The organism is Actinacidiphila epipremni (assembly GCF_012034175.1).
Classification (GTDB): Bacteria; Actinomycetota; Actinomycetes; order Streptomycetales; family Streptomycetaceae; genus Actinacidiphila; species Actinacidiphila epipremni.
Genome location: NZ_JAATEJ010000002.1, coordinates 426609 through 450069 on the forward strand (window position 1 = coordinate 426609; position 23461 = coordinate 450069).

General features: G+C 72.8%; 20 protein-coding genes. 5 read left to right on the plus strand and 15 right to left on the minus strand.

The annotated features are described in order from the left end of the window. Nucleotides 1–24: 24 nt before the first annotated feature. Nucleotides 25–702, minus strand: a complete 678-nt coding sequence (locus HCN08_RS04735) for a response regulator transcription factor (RefSeq protein WP_322974240.1) — start codon at nucleotides 700–702, stop codon at nucleotides 25–27. A 221-nt stretch (nucleotides 703–923) separates the two neighbouring features. Between HCN08_RS04735 and HCN08_RS04740 the strand changes: the two genes are divergently transcribed. Further along, entirely contained in the window at nucleotides 924–1652 is a 729-nt protein-coding gene (locus HCN08_RS04740; protein ID WP_167981558.1) for a SigE family RNA polymerase sigma factor, read from the plus strand. A 163-nt stretch (nucleotides 1653–1815) separates the two neighbouring features. Here HCN08_RS04740 and HCN08_RS04745 read toward each other — a convergent pair whose 3' ends face one another. Further along, nucleotides 1816–2115: an ATP-binding protein gene (locus HCN08_RS04745; RefSeq protein ID WP_167981559.1), complete on the minus strand. Its 300-nt coding sequence runs from the start codon at nucleotides 2113–2115 to the stop codon at nucleotides 1816–1818. Between the two features lie 101 nt (nucleotides 2116–2216). Continuing rightward, complete coding sequence (locus HCN08_RS04750; protein ID WP_167981560.1) at nucleotides 2217–3383, minus strand: adenosine deaminase; 1167 nt, start codon at nucleotides 3381–3383, stop codon at nucleotides 2217–2219. Between the two features lie 102 nt (nucleotides 3384–3485). On the opposite strand from HCN08_RS04750, the gene HCN08_RS04755 reads away from it, so the two are divergent. After that, the gene (locus tag HCN08_RS04755) at nucleotides 3486–4283 is read left to right on the plus strand and encodes a dienelactone hydrolase family protein (protein ID WP_167981561.1); all 798 of its coding nucleotides are present in this window, start codon (nucleotides 3486–3488) and stop codon (nucleotides 4281–4283) included. A gap of 45 nt (nucleotides 4284–4328) precedes the next feature. On the opposite strand, the gene HCN08_RS04760 is transcribed toward HCN08_RS04755, so the two are convergent. The 7 genes from HCN08_RS04760 to HCN08_RS04790 all read right to left on the minus strand — a co-directional run bounded on the left by HCN08_RS04760 (nucleotide 4329) and on the right by HCN08_RS04790 (nucleotide 12758). Continuing rightward, nucleotides 4329–5606 carry a thymidine phosphorylase gene (locus HCN08_RS04760; RefSeq protein WP_167981562.1) on the minus strand — a complete coding sequence of 426 codons (1278 nt, stop codon included), beginning with the start codon at nucleotides 5604–5606 and terminating at the stop codon, nucleotides 4329–4331. A gap of 88 nt (nucleotides 5607–5694) precedes the next feature. Then, nucleotides 5695–6105, minus strand: coding sequence for a cytidine deaminase (locus HCN08_RS04765; RefSeq protein ID WP_167981563.1), 411 nt, complete (start codon nucleotides 6103–6105; stop codon nucleotides 5695–5697). Continuing rightward, nucleotides 6102–7388 (minus strand): ABC transporter permease, encoded by a 1287-nt coding sequence (locus HCN08_RS04770; protein ID WP_167981564.1) that lies wholly within the window; start codon nucleotides 7386–7388, stop codon nucleotides 6102–6104. Before HCN08_RS04770 ends, HCN08_RS04765 begins: the two co-directional genes overlap by 4 nt. Then, nucleotides 7385–8494 (minus strand): ABC transporter permease, encoded by a 1110-nt coding sequence (locus HCN08_RS04775; RefSeq protein WP_167981565.1) that lies wholly within the window; start codon nucleotides 8492–8494, stop codon nucleotides 7385–7387. Before HCN08_RS04775 ends, HCN08_RS04770 begins: the two co-directional genes overlap by 4 nt. After that, nucleotides 8491–10113 (minus strand): ABC transporter ATP-binding protein, encoded by a 1623-nt coding sequence (locus HCN08_RS04780; RefSeq protein ID WP_206318393.1) that lies wholly within the window; start codon nucleotides 10111–10113, stop codon nucleotides 8491–8493. The genes HCN08_RS04775 and HCN08_RS04780 overlap by 4 nt, the downstream gene beginning before the upstream one ends. A gap of 193 nt (nucleotides 10114–10306) precedes the next feature. Then, nucleotides 10307–11383 (minus strand): BMP family lipoprotein, encoded by a 1077-nt coding sequence (locus tag HCN08_RS04785; RefSeq protein WP_167981567.1) that lies wholly within the window; start codon nucleotides 11381–11383, stop codon nucleotides 10307–10309. Between the two features lie 166 nt (nucleotides 11384–11549). Further along, on the minus strand, nucleotides 11550–12758 hold the full coding sequence (locus HCN08_RS04790; protein ID WP_167981568.1) for an amidohydrolase: 1209 nt from the start codon (nucleotides 12756–12758) through the stop codon (nucleotides 11550–11552). A 247-nt stretch (nucleotides 12759–13005) separates the two neighbouring features. On the opposite strand from HCN08_RS04790, the gene HCN08_RS04795 reads away from it, so the two are divergent. Then, nucleotides 13006–13575 carry a Uma2 family endonuclease gene (locus HCN08_RS04795; protein WP_167981569.1) on the plus strand — a complete coding sequence of 190 codons (570 nt, stop codon included), beginning with the start codon at nucleotides 13006–13008 and terminating at the stop codon, nucleotides 13573–13575. A 12-nt stretch (nucleotides 13576–13587) separates the two neighbouring features. On the opposite strand, the gene HCN08_RS04800 is transcribed toward HCN08_RS04795, so the two are convergent. From HCN08_RS04800 to HCN08_RS04820, 5 genes are all read right to left on the minus strand, one after another. After that, a complete protein-coding gene (locus HCN08_RS04800) occupies nucleotides 13588–15174 on the minus strand; it encodes a glycosyltransferase (RefSeq protein WP_167981570.1) in 1587 nt (528 codons plus the stop codon). 166 nt (nucleotides 15175–15340) lie between these two features. Then, nucleotides 15341–16606, minus strand: a complete 1266-nt coding sequence (locus HCN08_RS04805) for a hypothetical protein (RefSeq protein ID WP_240969751.1) — start codon at nucleotides 16604–16606, stop codon at nucleotides 15341–15343. 103 nt (nucleotides 16607–16709) lie between these two features. Continuing rightward, complete coding sequence (locus HCN08_RS04810; RefSeq protein ID WP_167981571.1) at nucleotides 16710–17666, minus strand: N-acetylneuraminate synthase family protein; 957 nt, start codon at nucleotides 17664–17666, stop codon at nucleotides 16710–16712. A 59-nt stretch (nucleotides 17667–17725) separates the two neighbouring features. Beyond that, nucleotides 17726–18982: an acylneuraminate cytidylyltransferase gene (locus HCN08_RS04815; protein WP_167981572.1), complete on the minus strand. Its 1257-nt coding sequence runs from the start codon at nucleotides 18980–18982 to the stop codon at nucleotides 17726–17728. Between the two features lie 92 nt (nucleotides 18983–19074). After that, the gene (locus HCN08_RS04820; RefSeq protein WP_322974229.1) at nucleotides 19075–20373 is read right to left on the minus strand and encodes a DUF6716 putative glycosyltransferase; all 1299 of its coding nucleotides are present in this window, start codon (nucleotides 20371–20373) and stop codon (nucleotides 19075–19077) included. A 185-nt stretch (nucleotides 20374–20558) separates the two neighbouring features. Between HCN08_RS04820 and HCN08_RS04825 the strand changes: the two genes are divergently transcribed. Next, the gene (locus HCN08_RS04825; protein WP_167981573.1) at nucleotides 20559–21578 is read left to right on the plus strand and encodes a glycosyltransferase family 2 protein; all 1020 of its coding nucleotides are present in this window, start codon (nucleotides 20559–20561) and stop codon (nucleotides 21576–21578) included. Beyond that, a complete protein-coding gene (locus HCN08_RS04830) occupies nucleotides 21575–22933 on the plus strand; it encodes a polysialyltransferase family glycosyltransferase (RefSeq protein WP_167981574.1) in 1359 nt (452 codons plus the stop codon). Before HCN08_RS04825 ends, HCN08_RS04830 begins: the two co-directional genes overlap by 4 nt. The last annotated feature ends 528 nt before the right edge of the window (nucleotides 22934–23461 follow it).

Here is a 23461-nt window from a genome sequence, read left to right on the forward strand (position 1 = left end):
TCCCCCAGCGACCGGAGCGCGAGGTCACTGCGGCGTGTCCAGGCGGTACCCGACGCCGCGGACGGTACGGATCAGCACCGGCGAGGACGGCACGTCCTCGATCTTGGCGCGCAGCCGCTGCACGCACGCGTCGACCAGGCGCGAGTCGCCCAGGTAGTCGTGCTCCCACACCAGCCGCAGCAGCTGCTGCCGCGACAGCGCCTGCCCGGGCCGCCGGCTCAGCTCCAGCAGCAGCCGCAGCTCGGTCGGGGTGAGCTGGAGGTCGTGGCCGTCCTTGGTCACCGTCATGGCGCTGCGGTCGATGACGATCGAGCCGAAGGCGGCGGAGTCGGTGCTGTCGCGCTCGCCGCGGCGCAGCACCGCGCGGATCCGGGCGTCCAGGACGCGCGGCTGCACCGGCTTGATGACGTAGTCGTCCGCGCCCGACTCCAGGCCGACGACGACGTCGATGTCGTCGCTGCGGGCGGTGAGCAGGATGATCGGCAGCTGGTCGGTGCGGCGGATCCGGCGGCACACCTCGAAGCCGTCGATGCCCGGCAGCATCACGTCGAGCACGATCAGGTCGGGACGCTGCTCCTTGAGGAGCTTCAGGCCGTCCTCGCCCGTCGCCGCGGACACCACGCGGTGACCCTGCCGGGACAGGCCGAGTTCGAGACCGGTGCGGATGGCGTCGTCATCCTCGATCAGCAACAGGAAAGGCACGCGGGACATTCTTGCCTACTCCTGGTGGCGTGATGAAGTGCGGGGACAACTCGTACGCGGCACCTTCACCCCTGGCGGGGCCTCTGTGACGGGCCTGTGACACTCGCCGGACCTCCTCATGAAACTGGCCCGGCAGGCTTGTGCCACATCGGAAGAGCGCACGCCGACACAGGCTGCGACGCCGACAGCTAGTCCGCTGGTTCCACAGAGGGGGGCGCGACATGAACGCACTGCTCGGCACCACCACCGCCGCCGCGGTCCACTCGCCGCGACCGCACACGGTCGTCCGGTCCACCGAGAAGTCCGGCGCCGCGAACGGACGGGGGTACGTGCGCGGCGCCGGACGCGCCTCCGCCACGCCGTCGGTGATCCGGCAGCGCCCCGCGTACATCACCCCGCTGGAGCCCGGGGCCGAGCCGTCGAAGGACGCGGCGGCGGAGTTCACGGCGTACGTCCAGGAGCGGCGCGCCTCGCTGTACGCGACGGCGTACCACCTGACCGGCGACCGCTACGCGGCGGAGGACCTGCTCCAGAGCGCGCTGTTCTCGACCTACCGGGCGTGGGACCGGATCAGCGACAAGGCCGCGGTGGGGGGCTACCTGCGGCGCACGATGACCAACCTGCACATCAGCGCGTGGCGGCGGCGCAAGCTCAGCGAGTACCCGACGGAGGAGCTGCCCGAGACGGTCGGCGACACCGACGAGATGGGCGGTACGGAGCTGCGCGCGGTGCTGTGGCAGGCGCTCGCCCGGCTGCCCGAGCAGCAGCGCACGATGCTGGTGCTGCGCTATTACGAGGGGCGCACGGACCCGGAGATCGCCGACATCCTCGGCATCAGCGTCGGCACGGTCAAGAGCAGCATCTGGCGCTCGCTGCGCCGCCTGCGCGACGACGAGGCCCTCGCGTTCGGCCGCAACGAGGCCGACGTCTTCGGCGAGCTTGTCGCCTGACGGTTTTTGAGGCCGGGCCCTCGGGCGCGGTCTTCCCGGACCAGGGGGGAACGGGGGGTACGGGGGAACGGGCCCGGTGGCGGGGGGGATGCCACCGGGCCCGTCGTATGCGCCGCCGGACGCCGGCCTTGGGCCCCTGATGGGCGCCGTCAGGCGGGGGGGGTCAGCCGAGGGGGAGGCCGCCGAGGAGGCCGGTGACGGGGGCGATCTGGTTGCCGTCGAGGTGGTTGCCGGAGGGCAGCAGGCCCTGGGCGTTCGCCGGCAGGGCGGATGTGCCGTCGGAGACGGCGGACTGCGCGCCGGAGGCGGAGTCGGCCGCGCCGGGGACGAGGTTCGTGGCGGAGCCGAGCGGCAGCCCGCCGAGGGCATCAGTGGTGGCCGCCGACGCACTGCCGGAGGCAACCGCCGCGAAGGCCAGTCCGAGCACGCCGGCGGCCAGAGTCTTCTTCGTTCGGGTCTGCATGACCTCGGAACGTAGCCAGGTCGTCACGCACCGCGCAAACACCGCGCCGCGCGCGTCCCGGCGCTCCCGGCCGCGAAGCCCCCGCCCGCAGAGCCCCGCCCTCAGCCCTCCGCGGCAGCGGAACCGCTGGCCAGCGGCCTTTCCCGGTGACCCGCCTCGAACAGCCACTCCGCCTTGAGCTCCGCGTACCCCGGCTTGATGACCTCGTTGATCATCGCCAGACGTTCATCGAAAGGGATGAACGCCGACTTCATCGCGTTGACGGTGAACCACTGCATGTCGTCCAGCGTGTACCCGAACGCGTCGACCAGGTGCTCGAACTCCCGGCTCATGCTCGTCCCCGACATCAGCCGGTTGTCCGTGTTGACCGTCACCCGGAAGTACAGCCGCCGCAGCAGCCCGATCGGGTGCTCCGCGTACGAGGCCGCCGCGCCGGTCTGGAGGTTGGACGTCGGGCACATCTCCAGCGGCACGCGCTTGTCGCGCACGTACGACGCCAGCCGGCCGAGCGAGACCTCGCCGCCCGGGCCCTCCTCGATGTCGTCGATGATCCGCACACCGTGGCCGAGCCGGTCCGCCCCGCACCACTGGAGCGCCTGCCAGATCGAGGGCAGGCCGAACGCCTCGCCGGCGTGGATGGTGAAGTGGTTGTTCTCGCGCTTGAGGTAGTCGAAGGCGTCCAGGTGCCGGGTGGGCGGGTAACCCGCCTCCGCGCCGGCGATGTCGAAGCCGACGACGCCGGAATCCCGGTAGTGGTTGGCCAGTTCGGCGATCTCCTGCGAGCGCGCGGCGTGCCGCATCGCGGTGAGCAGCGCCCCGACCCGGATCCGGTTGCCGTCCTCCTTGGCCCGCCGCTCGCCCTCCCGGAAGCCGGCGTTGACCGCCTCGACGACCTCTTCGAGGGTGAGCCCGGCCTCCAGGTGCTGCTCGGGCGCGTACCGCACCTCGGCGTAGACGACGCCGTCCGCGGCCAGGTCCTCCGCGCACTCCGCGGCGACCCGGACCAGTGCGTCACGAGTCTGCATCACCGCACACGTATGAGCGAAGGTTTCCAGGTACCGTTCGAGTGAGCCGGAATCGGCGGCGTCCCGGAACCACATCCCGAGCTTGTCGGGGTCGGTCTCGGGCAGCCCGTCGTACCCGGTCTCCCGGGCGATGTCGACGACGGTGCCCGGGCGCAGGCCACCGTCGAGGTGGTCATGGAGCAGCACCTTGGGGGCTCGGCGGATCTGGTCCGGGGTCGGAACGCCCGGTTTCGGCTTCTGCATGACGATAAGCCTAGTCCCTACGCGCGTAGACACCAGGAAATAGGCCGACTATTTTCCGCCCGGCCATACTGTGCACACCCCCACTTCTGCCATCGTTACGCCATGGCCTCACAAGCATTACCGGCGCGTGGCGCACGACTCGGGCGGCAGGTCACGCCCGGTCTCGTGCCGGCGCCCAGGGGCAGGGAGCGGACGGACGGCGGCGCCACGGGCGCGACCGTCCGCGCCGTCGTGCTCGCGCTCCCCGGCGGTGACGCGCTGAGCACCCGGCGCCGCTCCCCGCTCGCCGCGGCCGTGATGTGGCCGCTGGCCCGGCACCTGGTGCGCGAGGGGCAGCAGGACGGGGTCGCCGCGCATGTCGTCCACTACCGCTTCCGCGGCTGGAACGGCGGCCATGCCCACCCGGCCGAGGACGCCGAGTGGGCGGTGGGCGAGGCGATCCGCCGGTACGGCGACGTGCCCGTGTGCCTGGTCGGCATGGGCATGGGCGCCCGCGCCGCGCTGCACGCCGCCGGGCACCCGGCGGTCGGCTCGGTCGCGGCGCTGTCCCCGTGGCTGCCCGGCGGCCCGGAGCCCGAGCCGGTCAAGCAGCTCATCGGCCGCAGGGTGCTGCTGGTCCACGGCACGCAGGACGAGCACACCGACCCGGACCTGTCCTACCGGTACGCCCAGCGGGCCAAGAAGATCAACCGCCAGGTGTGCCGCTTCGAGGTCCACTCCGACGGCTACGCCCTGCACCAGCACCGCGCCGAGGTCTTCGCCCTCACGACCGACTTCGTCCTCGGCTCCCTCCTCGACCAGCCCTACGCCCGCCCCGTCGCCGACGCCCTCGCCGCTCCCCCGCCCCTGGGCCTGCGCATGCCCCTGGCCGCCGGCTTCGGCCGCGCTCTCCGCGCGTAGCGCCTGCCGGACCCCGGCGGCCGATGGGCGCCGCGGCCACCGCCCTTACGCGATGCGGTCCAGGACGATCGGGCGCGGGGTGAAGGGTGTGCCCTGGGGGGAGACGGTGATCGCGCCGGCCAGCGCCTCCTGGGCGTAGGGGAAGCGCTCGGGGGTGTCGGTGTGGAGGGTGAGCAGGGGGGCGCCCTCGCGGACCGTGGCGCCGGGCTTGGCGTGGAGCTCGACGCCCGCGCCGAGCTGGACGGCGTCCTCCTTGCGGGCCCGGCCCGCGCCCAGGCGCCAGGCGGCGACGCCGACGGCGTAGGCGTCCAGCGCGGTCAGGACGCCGGTCGCCGGGGCCGGGACGACGAGGGTCTCGCGGGCGGCGGGCAGCGGCGCGTCGGGGTCGCCGCCCTGCGCGCGGATCATGCGGCGCCAGACGTCCATGGCCGAGCCGTCCGCGAGCGCCTTCTCCGGGTCGGCGTCCGGCAGCCCGGCCGCCGCGAGCATGTCGCGGGCCAGCGCGAGGGTCAGCTCGACGACGTCCGCGGGGCCGCCGCCGGCCAGCACCTCGACCGACTCGCGGACCTCCAGCGCGTTGCCGGCCGTCAGGCCCAGCGGCACCGACATGTCGGTGAGCAGCGCGACGGTACGCACCCCGTGGTCGGTGCCGAGGCCGACCATCGTGGCGGCCAGCTCCCGCGCGTCCTCCAGGGTCTTCATGAACGCCCCGGAGCCGACCTTGACGTCCAGGACCAGCGAGCCGGTGCCCTCGGCGATCTTCTTGGACATGATCGACGAGGCGATCAGCGGGATCGACTCGACGGTGCCGGTCACGTCCCGCAGCGCGTAGAGCTTGCGGTCGGCCGGCGCGAGGCCGTCGCCGGCCGCGCAGATGACGGCGCCGGCGTCCCGCAGCACGTCCAGCATCTCGGTGTTGCTCAGCGACGCGCGCCAGCCGGGGATGGACTCCAGCTTGTCCAGCGTGCCGCCGGTGTGGCCCAGGCCCCGCCCGGACAGCTGCGGCACGGCCGCGCCGCACGCGGCGACCAGCGGGGCGAGCGGCAGGGTGATCTTGTCGCCGACGCCGCCGGTGGAGTGCTTGTCGGCGGTCGGGCGGGCCAGGCCGGAGAAGTCCATCCGCTCGCCGGAGGCGATCATCGCGGCGGTCCAGCGGGCGATCTCGGCCCGGTCCATGCCGTTGAGCAGGATCGCCATGGCGAGCGCGGACATCTGCTCGTCGGCGACCTCGCCGCGGGTGTAGGCGTCGACGACCCAGTCGATCTGCTCGTCGGTCAGCCGGGCGCGGTCGCGCTTGGCGCGGATGACGGAAATGACGTCCATGGTGGTTCTTCCTCGCCGTGGTGGGCGGGTCGGATGGCGCGGGCGGCCCCGGTCCGGAGCCGCCCGCGTAAACACGGACCTAGGGGACCTAGCGGTCCAGGTCGGGCGCGCCGAAGGCGTCCGGGAGGATGGCGCTCATCGGGCGGACGCCCGCCGCGGTGTCGACCAGCAGCGCGGGGCCGCCGTTCTCCCACAGCAGCTGGCGGCAGCGCCCGCAGGGCATGAGCGGGTCGCCGTTGCGGTCGACGCACGCGAAGGCGGTGAGCCGGCCGCCGCCGGTGGCGTGCAGCGCGGAGACCAGGCCGCATTCGGCGCACAGCGCGACCCCGTACGCGGCGTTCTCGACGTTGCAGCCGACGACCGTGCGCCCGTCGTCGACCAGCGCCGCGGCGCCGACCGGGAAGCCGGAGTAGGGCGCGTACGCCTTCTCCATGACGTCCCGGGCGGCGGCGCGCAGCGCCTTCCAGTCGACGTCCGGTACGCCGTTCGCCGTGCTCATCCGCCCTGCCCCTTCCGGTACGGCTGCCCGTCCGCCTTCGGCATCCGCAGCCGCTGCGAGAACAGGCCCATGACCAGCAGCGTCGCGACGTACGGCGAGGCCTGGACGAGCTCGGAGGGGACGGAGTCGGTGGTCATGTACCAGACTGCCAGCAGGACCGCGAAGCCCAGCGAGAAGCCCGCCGACAGGTACGCCTTGCGGAGGTACTTCCAGACCGCCATGGCCAGCAGCAGCACCGCGAGCAGCAGGAGCAGCGCGTGCACCGAGTCGCTGCCGCTGCGCAGCTGGAGGCTGTCGGCGTAACCGAACAGGCCCGCGCCCATGGCCAGGCCCCCGGGCCGCCAGTTGCCGAAGATCATCGCGGCGAGGCCGATGTAGCCGCGACCGCTGGTCTGGCCTTCGAGGTAGAAGTGCGTGCCGACCGCCAGGAAGTAGCCGCCCAGGCCCGCCAGGCCGCCGGAGATGATCACGGCCACGTATTTGTACAGGTAGACGTTGACGCCCAGCGACTCCGCGGCGACCGGGTTCTCGCCGCACGAGCGCAGCCGCAGGCCGAAGGAGGTGCGCCACAGCACGAAGAAGGTCGCGGCGAACAGCACGATCGCCAGCAGCGTCAGCGAGGAGATCCGGGTGACGACACCGCCGACGATGCCGGCGACGTCGGAGACCAGGAACCAGTGGTGCTTCTCCAGGGTGCTCAGCCAGTGCGACAGGCCCGGCACGGTGAAGGTCTTCATGTCCTCGATGGGCGGTGACTGCTTGGGCGTGCCGCCCTGCGCCGCCGCCTTGCCGACGTTGAAGATCCGCTTGGCGAGATACGCGGTGACGCCCGCGGCCAGGATGTTCATCGCGACACCGGCGATGATGTGGTCGACGCCGAAGGTCACGGTGACGATCGCGTGCACCAGGCCGCCGGCCATGCCGCCGAGCACACCGGCGAGGACCCCGAGCCAGGGGTTCAGGCCCCAGCCGGCCCAGGCGCCGAAGAAGGTGCCGAGGATCATCATGCCTTCGAGGCCGATGTTGACCACGCCCGCGCGCTCGGCCCACAGGCCGCCGAGGCCGGCGAGCGCGATCGGCACCGAGGAGGTCAGCGCGCCCGCTATCTGGCCGGACGACGTGACGTCGTCGGCGCCGGCGATCGCCCGGACCGCGGAGACCACGACGAGCGCGGCGGCCACGATGAGCAGCAGGACCGGAACGGACAGCCGGGTGCGGCCCTTCTTCTGGCCCGCCGTGCGCGGCGCCGCGGGCGGCGGTGTCTGGACTGCGGTGGCGCTCACGCCGCGACCTCCTGCTTCTGGACGGAGCCGGCGGCGGCGAGTTCCGCTCCGACTTGGCGTTGCTGGCGGGCCAGCCCGTAGCGGCGGACGACCTCGTAGGCGATGACGACGGCGAGCACGATCGCGCCCTGGATCACGCCGACGATCTCCTTGTCGTAGCCCTCGAACTCCAGGCCGTTGGAGGCGCGCTCCAGGAAGGCCCACAGCAGGGCGCCCACCGCGATGCCGATCGGGTTGTTGCGGCCGAGCAGGGCGACCGCGATACCGGTGAAGCCGATGCCGGTGGGGAATTCGGTGCTGTACTTGTACGACTCGTTGAGCAGCGTGGACATGCCGACCAGGCCGGCCATCGCGCCGGACAGCACCATGCTGATGACGATCATCTTCTTGACGCTCACCCCGCCGGCCTGCGCCGCGGACTCCGAGCGGCCCACCGAGCGCAGGTCAAAGCCGAAGCGGGTGCGCGACAGCACGAACCAGTAGACGAGGCCCGCGACGCCGGCGAAGACGATGAAGCCGTCGACGGCGTCGGTCTGGGTCGCGAAGTTGAACAGGTGGCTGCCGGACGGCAGCGGCTTGGTGCTGGTGGTCAGCGCCAGCTTGTCGGTCACGCCGAGCCGGCCGTCCTGGAGGAAGTAGCCGATGACGATGCCGGCCAGCGAGTTGAGCATGATCGTGGAGATCACCTCGCTGACGCCGCGGGTCACCTTCAGCACACCGGCGATCGCCGCCCACGCGGCGCCGACGGCCATCGCGGTCAGGATGATGACCGGGATCTGGATCGCGCCCGGGATCGACATCGAGCCGCCGACCGCGGCGGCGAAGAAGGCCGCGAGGCGGTACTGGCCGTCCACGCCGATGTTGAACAGGTTCATCCGGAAGCCGATGGCGACCGCGAGACCCGACAGGTAGTACGGGGTGGCCTTGTTGAGGATGTAGACCTGGCTGTCGGACTTGCTGCCGTAGGTCAGCATCAGGTGGAAGGCGTGGAAAGGCTCCTTGCCGCTGGCCAGCAGCACCAGCCCGGTGACGATCAGGCCGCCCAGCACGGCGAGCACCGGGGCGGCCAGGCCCAGCAGCGCCCGGTCCTTGTCGAACTTCTTCATCGGTCCTCTCCCCCGGCCTTCTCCGCCGCGGTCTCTTCCGGGGCGAGCTGTTTCGGTACGGCGGGCGGCGCCGGCTCGGGCTCTCCCGCGGGTTCCTGCGGGGCGCCCTGCTCGTGGACCAGGTGCCCGGCCGCCGCGCCGGTCATCGCCGAGCCCAGCTCCTCCGGGGTGATGGTCGCCGGGTCGGCGTCGGCGACGAGCCGGCCGCGGTACATCACCCGCAGCGTGTCGGACAGCCCGATCAGCTCGTCGAGGTCGGCGGAGATCAGCAGCACCGCCAGGCCGTCGCGGCGGGCGGCCCGGATCTGGTCCCAGATCTGCGCCTGCGCGCCGACGTCCACGCCCCGGGTCGGGTGCGCGGCGATCAGCAGCTTGGGCAGGTGGCTCATCTCGCGGCCGACGATCAGCTTCTGCTGGTTGCCGCCGGACAGCGACGCGGCGGTCACCTCGATGCCCGGGGTGCGCACGTCGTACTCGCGCACGATGCGCTCGGTGTCGCGGCGGGCGGCGCCCGGGTCGATGAGCACCCCGCGGCTGTTGGGGCGCTCGGTGACATGCCCGAGGATGCGGTTCTCCCACAGCGGGGCCTCCAGCAGCAGGCCGTGCCGGTGGCGGTCCTCGGGGATGTAGCCGATGCCCTGCTCGCGGCGGGCCCGGGTGGGGGTGCGGGAGATGTCCCGGCCGTCCAGGGTCAGCACCCCGGCGTTGAGGGCGCGCATGCCCATGACGGCCTCGACGAGCTCGGCCTGGCCGTTGCCCTCGACGCCGGCGATGCCCAGGACCTCGCCCTTGTGGATGGTGAAGGCGATGTCGTCCAGCACGATGCGCTCGACGCCGTCGGAGTCGGTGTCCGACATCCGCAGGCCCTGCACGGTGAGCATCGGCTCGGTGGTGACGGTGGACTCGCGGGTCTCCGGCGAGGGCAGCTCGCTGCCGACCATCAGCTCGGCAAGCTGCTTGGCGGTGGTGGACTTCGGGTCGGCGTCGCCGACGGTCGTGCCGCGCCGGATGACGGTGATCGCGTCGGCGACCGACAGCACCTCGCCGAGCTTGTGCGAGATGAAGATGACGGTCAGGCCCTCGGCCTTCAGCTCCCGCAGGTTCTCGAACAGCGCCTCGACCTCCTGCGGCACCAGTACCGCGGTCGGCTCGTCGAGGATGAGGATGCGGGCGCCGCGGTAGAGGACCTTGAGGATCTCCACGCGCTGCCGGTCGGCGACGCCCAGGTCCTCCACGAGCGCGTCGGGCCGCACCCCGAGGCCGTACGCGTCGGATATCTCCTTGATACGCGCGCGGGCGCGGGCGCCGATGCCGTACGCCTTCTCGCTGCCGAGGACGACGTTCTCCAGCACGGTGAGGTTGTCGGCGAGCATGAAGTGCTGGTGCACCATGCCGATGCCGCGGGCGATGGCGTCGCCCGGGTCGCCGAAGGCGACCTGCTCTCCGTTGACGGTGATGGTGCCCTCGTCCGGCTTCTGCATGCCGTAGAGGATCTTCATCAGGGTGGACTTGCCGGCGCCGTTCTCGCCCACGAGGGCGTGCACGGTGCCGCTGCGCACGGTGATGGCGATGTCGTGGTTGGCCACGACACCGGGGAACCGTTTGGTGATGCCGCGCAGCTCGACGGCGGGGGGACTCGTGGACGCGTTGATGGCGCACTCTCCTCGGGGGAAAGGCCGGGTGGTGGTGAGGGTATCCGGGGGCCGGACCGCGACCGAGGCCCGGCAGGGTCCCCGCGGTGCCGGCTTGCGCCGCCGCGGAGTCCCCCCACCGGGCCTCGTGGCCGTACGTCCCTGGCTCAGACGCCGGGGGTCACGGGGTGGTGTTCACCTTGACCTGGCCGGACACGATCTTCTGCTTGGCCGCGTCGAGCTGCGACTGGATGTCGGCGATGAAGCCGCCGGAGGAGGCGAGCGACACACCGTTGTTGGCGAGGTTGTACGTGTTGGTGCCGACCTTCGGCTTGTTGTCCTTCTTCACCGAGGTGATCAGGTCGTAGACCGCCACGTCGACGTTCTTGACCGCCGAGGTCAGGATGCTGTTCTTGTACTTGGCCAGCGCCGGGTCCTGGAACTGGTCGGAGTCCACGCCGATCGCCCAGGCGCCGGACTTGCCGGCGACCTTCTGGATCGAGCCGTCGCCGGACAGGCCGGCCGCGGTGTAGATGACGTCGATGCCGCGGTCGAGCATGCCCTGGGCCTTGCCGGCCGCGGAGGCGGCGTCGTTGAAGCCGCGCGGGTCGTTCTTGTACAGGTACTCGCTGGTGACCTTCACGTTCGGCTTGGTGTCCTTGACGCCCTGGGCGAAGCCCGCGTCGAAGGTGCCGATGAGCGCGTTCTGCACACCGCCGATGAATCCGACCTGGCCGGTCTTGGTCTTCAGGGCCGCGGCGACGCCCGCGAGGTACGAGCTCTGCTCGGTGGCGAAGGTCATGCTGTCGACGTTGGGCAGGTCCACGACCGAGTCGACGATGCCGAAGGTGGTGTTCGGGTACTTCGCGGCGATCTTCTGCAGCGCGGGACCGTAGGTGTAGCCGACGGCGATGACCGGGTTGTAGCCCGCGGCTGCCATCGCGTCCAGGTGCTGCTCGCGGTCGGAGTCGGTCTCGCCGTTGGCGGCGGTCAGCTCCTTGGACTCCAGGTTCAGCTCCTGGTCGGCCTTGTCCAGGCCGCGGGCGGCGGAGTCGTTGAAGGAGTGGTCGCCGCGACCGCCGACGTCGTACGCGATGCCGACGCCCTTCCCCTTGCCGCCGGCGGACGAACCGCCCCCGGCGCTGCTGCTGCTCGACGGCTTGCTGTCGTCCGTCGTGCTGCTGCCGCACGCGGTGGCGGTCAGCGCGAGAGCCGCGGAGACCACACCCGCGGCAGCGATCTTGGATACCCGGCGCAAGAGAGGGTCCCCTTCGGTGTTCGTTACGACGACGCGCCTGGTTCCGGCGCTGGCTACGCGGGAGCTTAACGCGCGTAGATGTCAGGTAAAGACCGAATGAAGGCCCGTTATCGGATCGACGCATTACCGCTGGGTGAAGCCCCGGTAGCCGAGGCTTCACACCGCGTCAGACCAGCAGCGCAACGCCGGTGAACAGGTCCACGCCGACCGCGATGGCGCCTTCGTCGGCGTCGAAGTCGCCCTGGTGCAGATCACGCTTGACGGTGTCGCCGACCGGGCGCACCCCGAGCCGGGCGAGCGCGCCGGGGACCCGCTCCAGATACCACGAGAAGTCCTCGCCGCCGAGGCTCTGCTCGGTGTCCTCGACCGCGTGCAGACCGTACCGCGCGGTCATCGCGTCCCGCAGCATCTCGGTGGAGACCGCCTCGTTGACCACCGGGGGGACACCGCGCTGGTAGGTGATCTCGCACTTGGCGCGGTACATCGCGGCGACCTGGTCGATGACCTCGTGCACCAGGTCCGGCGCCTCGTGCCAGGCGGCGAGGTCCAGGCAGCGGACGGTGCCCTCCAGCTCGGCGTGCTGCGGGATGACGTTCGCCGCGTGCCCGGCCTGGATACGGCCCCACACCACGCTCAGGCCCGAGCGCGGGTCGGCGCGGCGGGTCAGCACGGTGGGCAGCTCCGTGGCGAGCTTGGCGGTGGCCATGACCAGGTCGGTCGTCAGGTGCGGGCGGGCGCTGTGGCCGCCGGGGCCGTCCAGGGCGAGCAGCAGCTTGTCGGCGGCCGAGGTGATGGGGCCGACCCGCAGGCCGATCCGGCCGACCTCGACCTTGGGGTCGCAGTGGACGGCGAAGATACGTTCCACCCCGTCGAGCACGCCGGCCTTGACCGCGTCGATCGCGCCGCCCGGCATGACCTCCTCGGCCGCCTGGAACACCAGCCGCACCGGCCGCGGCAGCCGGCCCTGCCGGTCCAGCTCGGCGAGCACCAGGCCGGTGCCGAGCACCACGGTGGTGTGCACGTCGTGCCCGCACGCATGCGCCCGGCCCTCGACGGTCGAGCGGTACGGCACGCTCTTGGTGTCCGGCACCGGCAGCGCGTCCAGGTCCGCCCGCAGCGCGAGCCGCCCCCGCCCGGGGCTGTCCGCCCCGATGTCGCACACCAGCCCCGTCCCGCCCGGCAGCACCTCGGGCTCCAGCCCGGCCTGCTCCAGCCGCTCCCGGACCTTCTGCGTGGTCCTGAACTCCTGCCGGCTCAACTCCGGGTGCCGGTGCAGGTCACGCCGGAACGCGATGAGCTCGTCGCGCATTTCTTCGGACAGCGCACCGGACGGCGCTGCGGGTGAGTCGTTCACCCCAGTCAGGGTATGCCCCATGACCGGCTCCTCTGGGCTGATCGGACAAGAACACGTACATCACGAGGAGAAGAAGTCGCCCGATCGGCGCATACCCGGTCATCCTCAGGGGTATGTCCACCCTTTTGAGGCCGGACACCCCGCCATACTGCCTCAACGACGGCCCCCACGTGAGGCAACGCCCCACAACCCCCCGACCGCGCCCCCTCACGCTACGCCACGCTTGTTACGGCAACGTGGCGCGAGCGGTTCCCGGTAGCCTCCCTCCATGCCGCTACTGCCCGAGTGGATGACACCGCCCCGAGCCGAGGGCTGGTACGCCGAGGACCTGGACCTTCTGCCCGAAGCGCCGAAGCACACGGAGCTGATGCACGGGGCGTTCGTCTTCCGGCACCTCCCCGAGCCGCAGTGGCACGACACCGTGCTCGGCCAGGTTGCCGCCGCCCTGGAGGACCAGGCGTCGAAGGGCGGCCGGGTGGCCCGTGAGGTGGCGGTCCGCCTCGACCGCCGCAACCGCCCCGAGCCGGACCTGCTGGTGACAACGCGCGCGTACGAGGAGGACCGCACCTGGTTCGCCCCCGAGGACGTGCAGCTCGTCGTCGAGGTCGTCTCGCCGGAGTCGGCGCACCGGGACCGTACGGTCAAGCTGCGCAAGTACGCCGAGGCCGGTATCCCGCACTACTGGTGCATCGAGGACGAGGGCAGCCGGCCCGTCGTCCACGTCTACGAGCTGGACGGCCCGACCCGGACCTACGTGCCCGCGGGCATCTTCCGCGGCAGCCTCAAGCGGCCCGTCCCCTTCGACATCAGCCTCGACCTCGACGCACTGACGCCCTGAGGCCCCCGGCCGCTACGCCTCCGCGCGGGAGCGGGGGCCGAGGAGGCGGGTGTAGAGGTCGAGGAGGGGGGCGGATTCGGTTTGCCAGGACCATTCGCGGAGGCGGTCGACGCGGTCGTAGGCCTTGCGGTAGCGGCGGGGGTTGGTGAGGACGGCGCCCACTGCGCGGACGAAGTCGGCGGTGTCGGCGGCGCGGAAGACCTCGCCGTTGCCGAGTTCGAGGGTCGCCGCGGCCATCGCGCGGACGTCGCTGACGACGACCGGGAGGCGGGCGTGGGCGTACTCGAAGTAGCGGGTGGCCAGGACCGACTGGTGGTGCGGGAGCTTCAGGACCGGGAGGACGCCGATGTCCGCGGAGGCGAGGAAAGCGGTGATCTCGGCGACCGGGACGTACGGCAGGACGTGCAGGCGGGTGTGGACGCCGAGCTGCTCGGCGCGCTCGCGCAGGGCCGCCACGTCCGGGTGCGCGGGGTCGGGGACGACGAAGGCGGCGTGCAGGTCGTAGAGCTTGGGCAGCGCCTCGATGACGGTGCCGGGGCCGCGGTCGGCGGTGACCGGCCCGGCGTGCACCAGCAGCGGGACCTCGGGCGCGAGGTGGCAGCGGTCGCGCACGCCGTGCGGGTGGGTGAGCGGGCGCTCGGCCAGCGGCGGGGCGTTGCGGACGACCGCGGGCGTGGTGGCCAGCCGGTGCCGGGCGCGTAGCTCGCGGGCCAGGCCCTGGCCGACGGTGACGACGCCGTCCGCCTCGCGGGCGAAGCTGCGCTCGTGGGCGTCGCCGGCCACGCCCTCCCGGCGTGAGGCGGCGGGCATCCGCGGCGGCACGTCCCACACGACCTCGATACGGTGCCCGCCGCCCTCCGCGCGCAGCGCCGCCCGGATCGCCACGCCCAGCGCCCGGTGGCCGAGCGCGTGGATGAGGTGCGGGCGCACCTGGTCCAGCACCGGCCCGTAGGCGACCTCCTCGTCCAGCAGGCTGGGGTCGAGCCGCCGCCACGCCCGGCGCCCGAGCGCGAGCCGGGCGAGGTCCGTCATGAGGTTGTCCAGCCGCGCCACGGGGCTGCGCCGCCGGCGTACCGCCGCGAGGTACTGCGCCGCCCGCATCCGCGTCCAGCCGGCCCGTACGCCGTAGCGCAGCCACGCCAGCGCGTGGCCGACCCGGGCGAGGGCGAGCAGCGGCAGCGGGCGGTGCACCAGGTCGAGCTCGGCGGAACGGGTGACCAGCAGCTGGCGGGCGGCGGCGAGCTGGACGGTGCGGTGGTCGTACGCGCCCGCGCTGCGGTACGCCAGCGGCCAGCGCAGGCCGGGGCGCGGTCTGCGCACCCGGTGGTTGCCGAGGACGCCCGCGACGGCGACCCGGCGGACCTCGATGCCGGGCAGCGCGACGGTGGCCGGCGCCTGGCCCACGAGGGTGACCTGGTAGCCGGCCGCGTGCGCGGCTGCGGCGACGCGCAGGGCGCGGGAGTCCCCGTCGACCCCGCCGCTGGTCACGACGGCGACGCGCAGCCGGCCCCGCGCCGCGGCGGGCGGTAGCGCTTCGGGGCCGTCGAGGCCGTCGGGGCGCGCCGAGGTGAAGGACTGCGTCAAGGGCTGCACGGGCATGAGGGACGTTCCCGGCGTCGAGGGCTGCGCGGGCTCGGGCCCGCGTAACGATGCCACCATTCCCGCACTCTGTCGTACGGAGTTGATCATCAGGTTACGCCGGCCTGACGTACAGGCGAACGAGGGCTCCCGTAACGGCAAGGTCGGTGAGCGGGACCCAACTCCCTTACGGGGCCGGGGCCTTCGCCGGCGGCTGAGCCGCTGCCTGGGCCGGGGGCTCGGTCGGGGTCCGGGCCGAAGGCTGGGCCGGGGGCTCGGTCGGGGCCTGGGCGGACGTCTGGGCCGCAGCCTCGGTCGGCGCCTGGGCGGACTCCGTGATCGCGGTCAGGAAGGTGTGCGCGCGGGGCCCGGCCGCGGAGGTGAGCCAGGCGGGGTCGATGTCGACGACGGTCAGCTCCACGCCCGTGCCGGCCAGGACGAGCGGCAGGGTGTGCACGACCGTGGAGGGGAAGGACAGGATCGCCCGCCCGGTCGGCCCGCGCCGGGCGACGAGTTCCAGCGGCAGGTCGGGCCGGACGATCTCCAGGCCGGTCTCGGCGGCGAGCCGGTGCAGCTTGTCCTGCGCCTCCTTGCGGTGCGCGAAGTAGCGCGTGGCGCCGTGCCGCTCGGCCAGGTCGGCGACGACCGCGTGGTAGTGCTCGGCGTCCACGACGCCGGTCTCCACCAGCGACGTCCCGATCAGGTCGGTGCCGCCCAGCACATGCGGCGGCCCGAAGCGCGCCCGCGTCCAGCTCATGGCGTTGGCGCGCAGCGCCATCCCGGGCGGCGGCGTCGCCGGCATCGCGCTGAAGAGCTCGACCTGCCGCTTCCCGCCGGGCGTGAGCCGGCGCCGGGCGGCGGAGGCGAAGACGCCGAAGGCGGCGTCGGCCGGCGAGCGGCGGCGCCCGCTGCGGTGCCAGCGCACGAGCCGGCCGCCGCGCGCGAGGATCGCGGTGAACTCCATCGTGGCGGTGCCGTCGTCGACGACGGTCAGCTCCCGGGCCCGGCACAGCGGCAGCAGCACCTGCACCAGCCGCGAGAAGGGGTCGCCGATGACCAGCCGCCGCACCCGCCACAGCGTGGGCGCGAGCGCGAGCGCCGTCCGCAGCAGCCCGCCGCGGTTGCCGCGGGCCTCGTACCAGCGCACCGCCACGCCCTCGTCCCGGGCGAGCTCGGCCATCCGCCGCAGCTGCCCGCGGCTGGTCGGGTCGGCGGGCGAGAGCACGACGACGGTGAGCGGCGCGCCGGCGGTGTCCCGTATCGGCGTCGCCCGGCCCGCGGGCGCGGCGGCGGGCGGGTCGTACGCCCTGCCGTCGCGCGCCGCGGGGACGCCGGGCTGTATATGCGCCCACTCCAGCACGTTGAGCAGCTGCACAGGTGACTCGACCAGCGCGACGGTCCCGTCCCCCGGGCGGGGTGACGGCTTACGGCCGGCGGAGGAAGCGGCGGTCATCCTCGACTGTCCTTGTCCTCGGTGTACTCGGTGCTCATTGCTGCTCATGGCGTGGGAGCGGGCGCGCGTCCCGCGGGCCGGGCCCGGACGGGTCCGGACGGGCTCAGACGGCCGCGGACTGCGCGGCGTCCGCCTCGGCCGCCTCCGCCTCGGCGACCACACCGGCGACCCGGCGCAGCTTCTTCATCGGGCCGAGCTCACCCTCGTAGACCTTCTTGACGCCGTCGCCGAGCGAGGTCTCGATGATGCGGATGTCGCGCACCAGCCGCTCCAGGCCCTGCGACTCGACCGAGGCGGCCTGGTCGGAGCCCCACATGGCGCGGTCGAGGGTGATGTGCCGCTCGACGAAGACCGCGCCGAGCGCGACCGCGGCGAGCGTGGTCTGCAGGCCGACCTCGTGGCCGCTGTAGCCGACCGGCACGTTCGGGTACTCGGTCTGCAGTGTGTTGATCATCCGCAGGTTGAGCTCTTCGTGCTTGGCGGGGTACGTCGACGTGGCGTGGCAGAGCACGATGTTGTCGCTGCCCAGCACCTCCACCGCGTGCCGGATCTGCTTGGGCGTCGACATGCCGGTGGACAGGATCACCGTGCGGCCGGTGGCGCGCAGCGCCCGCAGCAGGTCGTCGTCGGTCAGGCACGCGGAGGCGACCTTGTGCGCGGGCACGTCGAACTTCTCCAGGAACGCGACGGACTCCACGTCCCACGGCGAGGCGAACCAGTCGATGCCGCGCTTGCGGCAGTACTCGTCGATCGCCCGGTAGCCGTCCTCGTCGAACTCGACGCGGTGCCGGTAGTCGATGTACGTCATACGGCCCCAGGGGGTGTCGCGCTCGATCTCCCACTGGTCGCGCGGGGTGCAGATCTCCGGGGTGCGCTTCTGGAACTTGACCGCGTCGCAGCCCGCGGCGACGGCCGCGTCGATCAGGGCGAAGGCGTTCTCCAGGTCGCCGTTGTGGTTGATGCCGATCTCGCCGGTGATGTAGACGGGCTGGCCGTTGCCGATGTGGCGGGAGCCCACGGGGCGGAGGTTGGCGGGAAGGGAAGCGAGAGGAGAGGTCACGGGTGGTTCCTTAGGGGGATGGGGGATGACAGGGGTGCCAGAGGTGGCGGGTGGCCGGGTCAGCGGGCCAGAGTGGGGCCGAGCAGCCACGCGGCGATCTCGCGGATCGCCCCGAAGCCGCCGTCGGCCGTGGTGATCGCACGGGCGGCGGCCCGTACGACGTCATGGGCGCCCGCGACGGCGACGGGCCAGCCGACCAGGCCGAAGCACGGCAGGTCGTTGACGTCGTTGCCGGCGTAGAGCACCCGCTCGGGCGCGATGCCGTTCTCCTCGCACCACTGCTTGAGCGCGAGGTCCTTGCGGTCGATGCCGTGCAGGACGGGCACGTCGAGCTTTCTCGCCCGCGCGGCCACGACCGGGTTGGTCTCGGTGGACAGGATGAGGACGGGCAGTCCCGCGCGGCGCAGCGCCGCGATCCCGAGCCCGTCACCGCGGTGCACGGTGACGGCCTCGTGTCCGTCCGCGTCGATCAGCACCCGGTCGTCCGTCTGGGTGCCGTCGAAGTCGAGTACGACCGCGTCGACGTCGTCGCGGGTCGGGGTGGCCGCCGTGGGGTCCAGCAGCGGGGCCAGGGCGCGGGCGCGGGTGAGGTCGGCGGGCTCGTCGATCTCCAGCACCTTCGCCGGGTCGGTGCGCACGAGGGCCGTGCGGCCGAAGAAGCGGTGGTTCGCGGCGCGGAAGCCGGGGGCGCGCATGGCGTACGCGGTGCCGGTCTCCAGCAGGTCCTGCGGGCGGTCCTGGCGGCGGGGGCGGGTGGCCTTGTCGTGGTTGACGCCGTAGGCGGAGCCGGACGCCGGCGTGGAGCCGGGGCCCTCGGTGCCTTCGGCCGCCTCGCGCCAGATGAAGCCGTGGAAGGGGGCGACGGTGTGCGCGGTGTCGGCCCCGCCGTCTATGACGGCCGCGACGACGCCGTCGACCTCCTCGGCGGTGATGAAGGGGCTGGTGCACTGGACGAGCAGCACCACGTCGGTGCTGCCCGGCGCGCGGCCGGCCATGGCCTCGTACGCGTCCATGGCGTGCAGGACGGCGGCCTCGCTGGTCGCGGTGTCGCCCGCGATGGCCGCGGGGCGCAGCACGACCTCGGCGCCGGCGGTCCTGGCGGCCTCGGCGATCGACGGGTCGTCCGTCGACACGACGACGTCCGTGATCCGCCTGGCCCGCCGGCAGGCGTGCACCGCGCGGGCGACGAGCGGCACGCCGCCGACCGCCGCGAGGTTCTTCCCGGGCACGCCCTTGGAGCCCCCCCGCGCGGGGATGACGGCCAGCACGGTGTGGCTTCCCGCCGGTTCCACCGGCGCCCGGTCGGCTTTGCTCATGGGGTGACTCCTGTCATGACTGTGCGGCTCTGATGCGGCGGGCGGTGCGGTCCCCGCGCCCCTGGCCGGCGCCCGGCGGCGCCGACCCGCGCTCACAGCTGGCCCCAGCGGCGGATCGCGGGGGCCACGCGTTGGACGCCCTGGCGGTAAGCGGTCCGCGCGGAGTTGCGGACGAAGTCGCGGACCGCCGTGCGGACGGGGCCGGCCTCGCGGGGGGTGAAGCCGTCGACGGGCTCGCCCGTGGCGTCGAGGCCGTGCCGGGCGAGGACGCCGGGGAGGTAGCCCGGCGCGGTGCGTACCGTGTAGTAGGGGGCCAGCGGCGGCAGTTCGGCCTGGTCGAGCAGCGCGGCGACCCGGCCGCGCAAGGTCGCGTAGGGCGAGGCGCCGGAGACGCCGTGCGTGGCCGTCCACTCCTCGGAGGCGACCGGCAGCGCCCCGTCGTCGAGCTCGTCCCAGGAGGCGTAGCAGCCGGAGCCGAGGAAGTGGTGGTTGCCCAGCGCCTCGCGGATGCCGAGGTCGGTGAGCACGGCGGTGGGGATGCCGCGGTGCAGCGACTCCAGCGCGGCGGTCGAGCTGACCGTGACCAGCAGGTCGGTACGGTCCAGGACCTCGGCCATGTTGCCGTACACCAGGTGCACGTTGGCCGGCGGTTCGAGGGCGGCGACCAGCTTCTGGTACGGCTGCTCCTCGATGTGCGTGGTGTGCTCGCCCGGCTTGCTGCGCAGCTTGACCAGCACCTCGCGCGACGGGTGCAGCCGGGCGTGCGCGACGGCCCGGCGCAGCAGGTGCAGCCGGTCCTTGCGGCTGTCGGGCACCGACGGCTGGACGGCGAAGGTGACGGTGAAGGGCCGGCTCTCGTCAGGCTTGTACGGGTCGCCGCCGAGGAAGGGCAGCGCCGTCTCGACGATGCTGCCGGTGCGGTAGCCGACGCCCTCGTAGACCTCGCGGAAACGGCGTGCGTCGTCCGCGCTGTTGGCCAGGACGACATCCGCACCGGCGCGCAGCAGCAGCCCGTCGGCGAGCTTCTCGTAGACGACGCCGACGTATCCGGTGACGACGACCGGGCGGCGGGTACGGCCGCGCCAGGCGTGGCCGAGGCCGTGCAGCAGCGCCTGGACGGTGCCGCCGACGCAGGAGACCACCAGTACGTCGCAGGTGTCGGCGCTGGTCTCGGCGAGGATCTCCGCCATGGTCAGCTCGACCATCGTGTCGGCGGGGATGCCGAGTTCGGCGAGCTGGCGGGGCGTGGGGGTGGCGCGGCCACGCAGCAGGCGCGCGTCGAGCCGGGCCTCGGGGTCGATCCGGCGCGCGGTGAGCGCGCCCCACTTCCACCGGGTGTCCGAGTCGGCGATCACCGTGACCCGCAGCGGGCCTGACGTACGTGTTGGCACACGCCGACAGTAGGAAGCGGGCGGGTGGAATTAACGAAGTGAAGGCCAACGGGAGGTAAACAGAATGCCGCTACTTCGCACGAAAGGCCGCCGAGCAGCCACAACACCGGCTGGACATTTTCCGTTTACCCAAACGTTCCCCGCTCGCCAAGTGCCCCGCCGGGCAAGACCATAGGATTCATCGAGTGGTCAAGCTCTCCGTCATCGTGACGTTCTACAACGTGCAGCAATTCGTACCCGATGCACTGCACAGCCTGCGGGCGAACAGCCGTCCGGATTTCGAGTTCCTGCTCATGGACGACGGCTCTTCCGATCTGACGCCCCGGCTGCTCGAAGAGGGGGCCCGCACCCTCCCCGGCGCGCGCGTCCTCCGGCGCGACCACGGCGGCGTCTCGGCGCTGCGCAACGCCGGCATCGACGCCTCGAAGGGCGACTACCTCACCTTCATGGACGGCGACGACTGGATGGCCCCCGGCTACCTGGCCCAGCTGACCCGGGCGATGGAGGAGCTGGACGTCGACTTCCTGCGCACCGACCACGTCAAGTGCACCGGCGCCGAGCGGGAGATCGTCCGGGCCCCGCACGGCCGGCGCGGCGCGGTCCTCGACCCGCGCGCCTGCATCCTGCCCGCCGAGCGGCCCTCGCTCGTCGACTACCCGAACCTGCCCTTCGGCGCGTACCACCGGCGCGCGGTCGACCAGGGCCTGATGCGGATGCCCGAGGAGCTGCGGACCGCCGAGGACCGGCTGTGGGCCTGGCGCATGCACCTGGCGGCGAAGTCCGTCGGCGTCGTCAGCCTGCTGGGAATGCATTACCGGCGCGACGTCACGACCTCGCTCACCCGCATCGGCGACGAACGCCAATTGGACTTCGTCCGCTCCTGCGAACTCGTATTCGACATGCTGGCCGAGGACCCGGACGGCGACCGATTCCTGCCGAAGGCGATCCGGCAGTTCTGCGCGCTGATCGTCTTTCACCTGGAGCAGATAGACCGCTTCGAGCCGGCCATCGCCCGGCGGCTCAAGACGGTGGCCGCGGCGGCGCTGGGCCGGCTGCCGCAGGACGTGCTCGGCGGTGTCCTGGACTCCATGGACGTCGAGCGCAGTACGAAGATCCGCCGGCTGCGCTGGCGTTCCGGCGGGGCCGGCGGCCGGGGAGCCGCCGCGGAAGCGGTCGCCTCCGGCGGAACGGCGGTCGCGCGATGACCACCCAGCTGCTGATGGCGTCCACTCTCTACGGCGCCGCGACGCTCGCCGCCGCGATCGACGCGGACGCGCTGCCGCCCGCCGACCGGCGCATCCTGGTCGTGAGCAACAACGCCGGCGTGCCCGAGACGCACCCGGGCCTGGACCAGGCGCCCGGCTTCGAGGCGCTGCGCAGCCGCTTCGACCGGCTCGTGTCGTGGAACGAGCTGATCAGCCCGCTGCACCCGGGCGGCTGGAGCCCGCGGGTCAACGAGATCCCCATGTGGGAGCGGCATGTGCGGATGGCGTGGGAGCTCGGGGACGACGACGTCGAGCTGGTCGTGGAGTCGATCCAGGTGCCGCCGTCGCTGGCGTTCGCGCAGATCTTCACCGGCGCGCCGATCTCCGTCTACGCCGACGGGCTGATGTCGTACGGGCCGACCCGCAACAAGCTGGGCCTGCTCGTGGACACCCGTATCGACCGGCTGCTGCACCTGGATCTCGTGCCGGGGCTCCGGCCGCTGCTGCTCAGCGAGTTCGGGGTGGAGCCCGAGGTCGTGCCGAGCGCGGAGTTCACCAAGGTGCTCCAGGAGGTCGCGGAGGCGTCCGCGTACGCCGGCGGGGACAGCCTCGCCGAGGTGCCGCAGGGCGCGGCGCTGCTGCTCGGGCAGTACCTGTCCGCGCTGCGGATCCTCTCCGTCAAGGAAGAGGAGGAGCTGCACCTGGCGATGGTGCGGGGCGCTGCCGCGCTGGGGCACAAGGACATCGTCTTCAAGCCGCATCCGACGGCGCCGGCGAGCTGGACGGAGCCGCTGGTCGCCGAGGCGGCGCGGCTGGGCTGCACGCTCACGGTGCTCAACACTCCGGTGCTGGCGGAGGTGGTCTACCAGAAGGCGCGTCCCGCGCTGGTCGCCGGCTGCTTCTCCACCGCGCTGCTGACCGCGTCGGCGCTGTACGGCATCCCCGTCGCCCGTACCGGGACCGGCCTGCTGCTCGACCGGCTCTCGCCGTACCAGAACAGCAACCGCGTCCCCGTCACGATCGTCCACGCGCTGCTCCCCGACCTCGCCGACCCGGCGGCCGTCCGCGCCTGGTCCCCGCCCACGCCGGCCTCCGTCGCCGCGGACCTCACTCCGCTGGTCCGCACGGTCGGCTTCTGCATGCAGTCGGCGGCGTACCCGCACCTGCGCGAGGAGGCTGCCGCCTGGCTTGCGGCGAACCTCACGAAGCGGACCTGGCCTTACTTCAAGCGCCGCCGCCTCACCTCCCTCGCCCTCCCGGGCGGCGTCCCCGCGAAGCTCTCCTTCGTCCCCCGCAACCGCGTAGTCCGCCGCGTAGCCAAACGCGCCCGAGCCCTCCAAAAAAAAATCCGCTAACCCCGCCCCTCCCCCCCCCGGGAGCTTCGGGGCTCGCGGCTGCGCCGCGGGGCGCTTTCTCGGGGGCGCGGGGCTGACGTTTGCGCCGGACGCCAACCACCAGGGGCGCGAGGAACTGCGCGCGCAACCCACCACCGACCGGTGGTCCGGAACGAACCGAACAGCCCCTCTCGGACGGTGGCGACGTGCACGCCGGTCACTGGCTGGCCGCGCAGTTCCCCGCGCCCCTGGTGTGCTGCCCCGCGGCGCAGCCGCAAGCCCCCGCCCGGGAGGGCAACCTCGACGCCGGACGGTCACCACCCAGGGGCGCGGGGAACTGCGCGCGCAACCCACCACCGGCCGGTGGTCCGGATCGGACCGAACAGCCCCTTACGGACGGTGGCGACGTGCACGCCGGTCACTGGCTGGCCGCGCAGTTCCCCGCGCCCCTGGTGTGCTGGCCCGCGGCGCAGTCGCAAGCCCCCGCCCGGGAGGGCAACCTCGACGCCAGACGGCCACCACCCAGGGGCGCGGGGAACTGCGCGCGCA

Excerpts from the sequence above, each read along its gene's own strand:
- HCN08_RS04760 (WP_167981562.1), bottom strand. The coding sequence starts at position 5,606 with ATGGACGTCATTTCCGTCATCCGCGCCAAGCGCGACCGCGCCCGGCTG.
- HCN08_RS04830 (WP_167981574.1), top strand. The coding sequence starts at position 21,575 with ATGACCACCCAGCTGCTGATGGCGTCCACTCTCTACGGCGCCGCGACG.
- HCN08_RS04765 (WP_167981563.1), bottom strand. The coding sequence starts at position 6,105 with ATGAGCACGGCGAACGGCGTACCGGACGTCGACTGGAAGGCGCTGCGC.
- HCN08_RS04745 (WP_167981559.1), bottom strand. The coding sequence starts at position 2,115 with ATGCAGACCCGAACGAAGAAGACTCTGGCCGCCGGCGTGCTCGGACTG.
- HCN08_RS04775 (WP_167981565.1), bottom strand. The coding sequence starts at position 8,494 with ATGAAGAAGTTCGACAAGGACCGGGCGCTGCTGGGCCTGGCCGCCCCG.
- HCN08_RS04750 (WP_167981560.1), bottom strand. The coding sequence starts at position 3,383 with ATGCAGAAGCCGAAACCGGGCGTTCCGACCCCGGACCAGATCCGCCGA.
- HCN08_RS04795 (WP_167981569.1), top strand. The coding sequence starts at position 13,006 with ATGCCGCTACTGCCCGAGTGGATGACACCGCCCCGAGCCGAGGGCTGG.
- HCN08_RS04800 (WP_167981570.1), bottom strand. The coding sequence starts at position 15,174 with ATGCCCGTGCAGCCCTTGACGCAGTCCTTCACCTCGGCGCGCCCCGAC.
- HCN08_RS04755 (WP_167981561.1), top strand. The coding sequence starts at position 3,486 with ATGGCCTCACAAGCATTACCGGCGCGTGGCGCACGACTCGGGCGGCAG.
- HCN08_RS04740 (WP_167981558.1), top strand. The coding sequence starts at position 924 with ATGAACGCACTGCTCGGCACCACCACCGCCGCCGCGGTCCACTCGCCG.
- HCN08_RS04815 (WP_167981572.1), bottom strand. The coding sequence starts at position 18,982 with ATGAGCAAAGCCGACCGGGCGCCGGTGGAACCGGCGGGAAGCCACACC.
- HCN08_RS04790 (WP_167981568.1), bottom strand. The coding sequence starts at position 12,758 with ATGGGGCATACCCTGACTGGGGTGAACGACTCACCCGCAGCGCCGTCC.
- HCN08_RS04805 (WP_240969751.1), bottom strand. The coding sequence starts at position 16,606 with ATGACCGCCGCTTCCTCCGCCGGCCGTAAGCCGTCACCCCGCCCGGGG.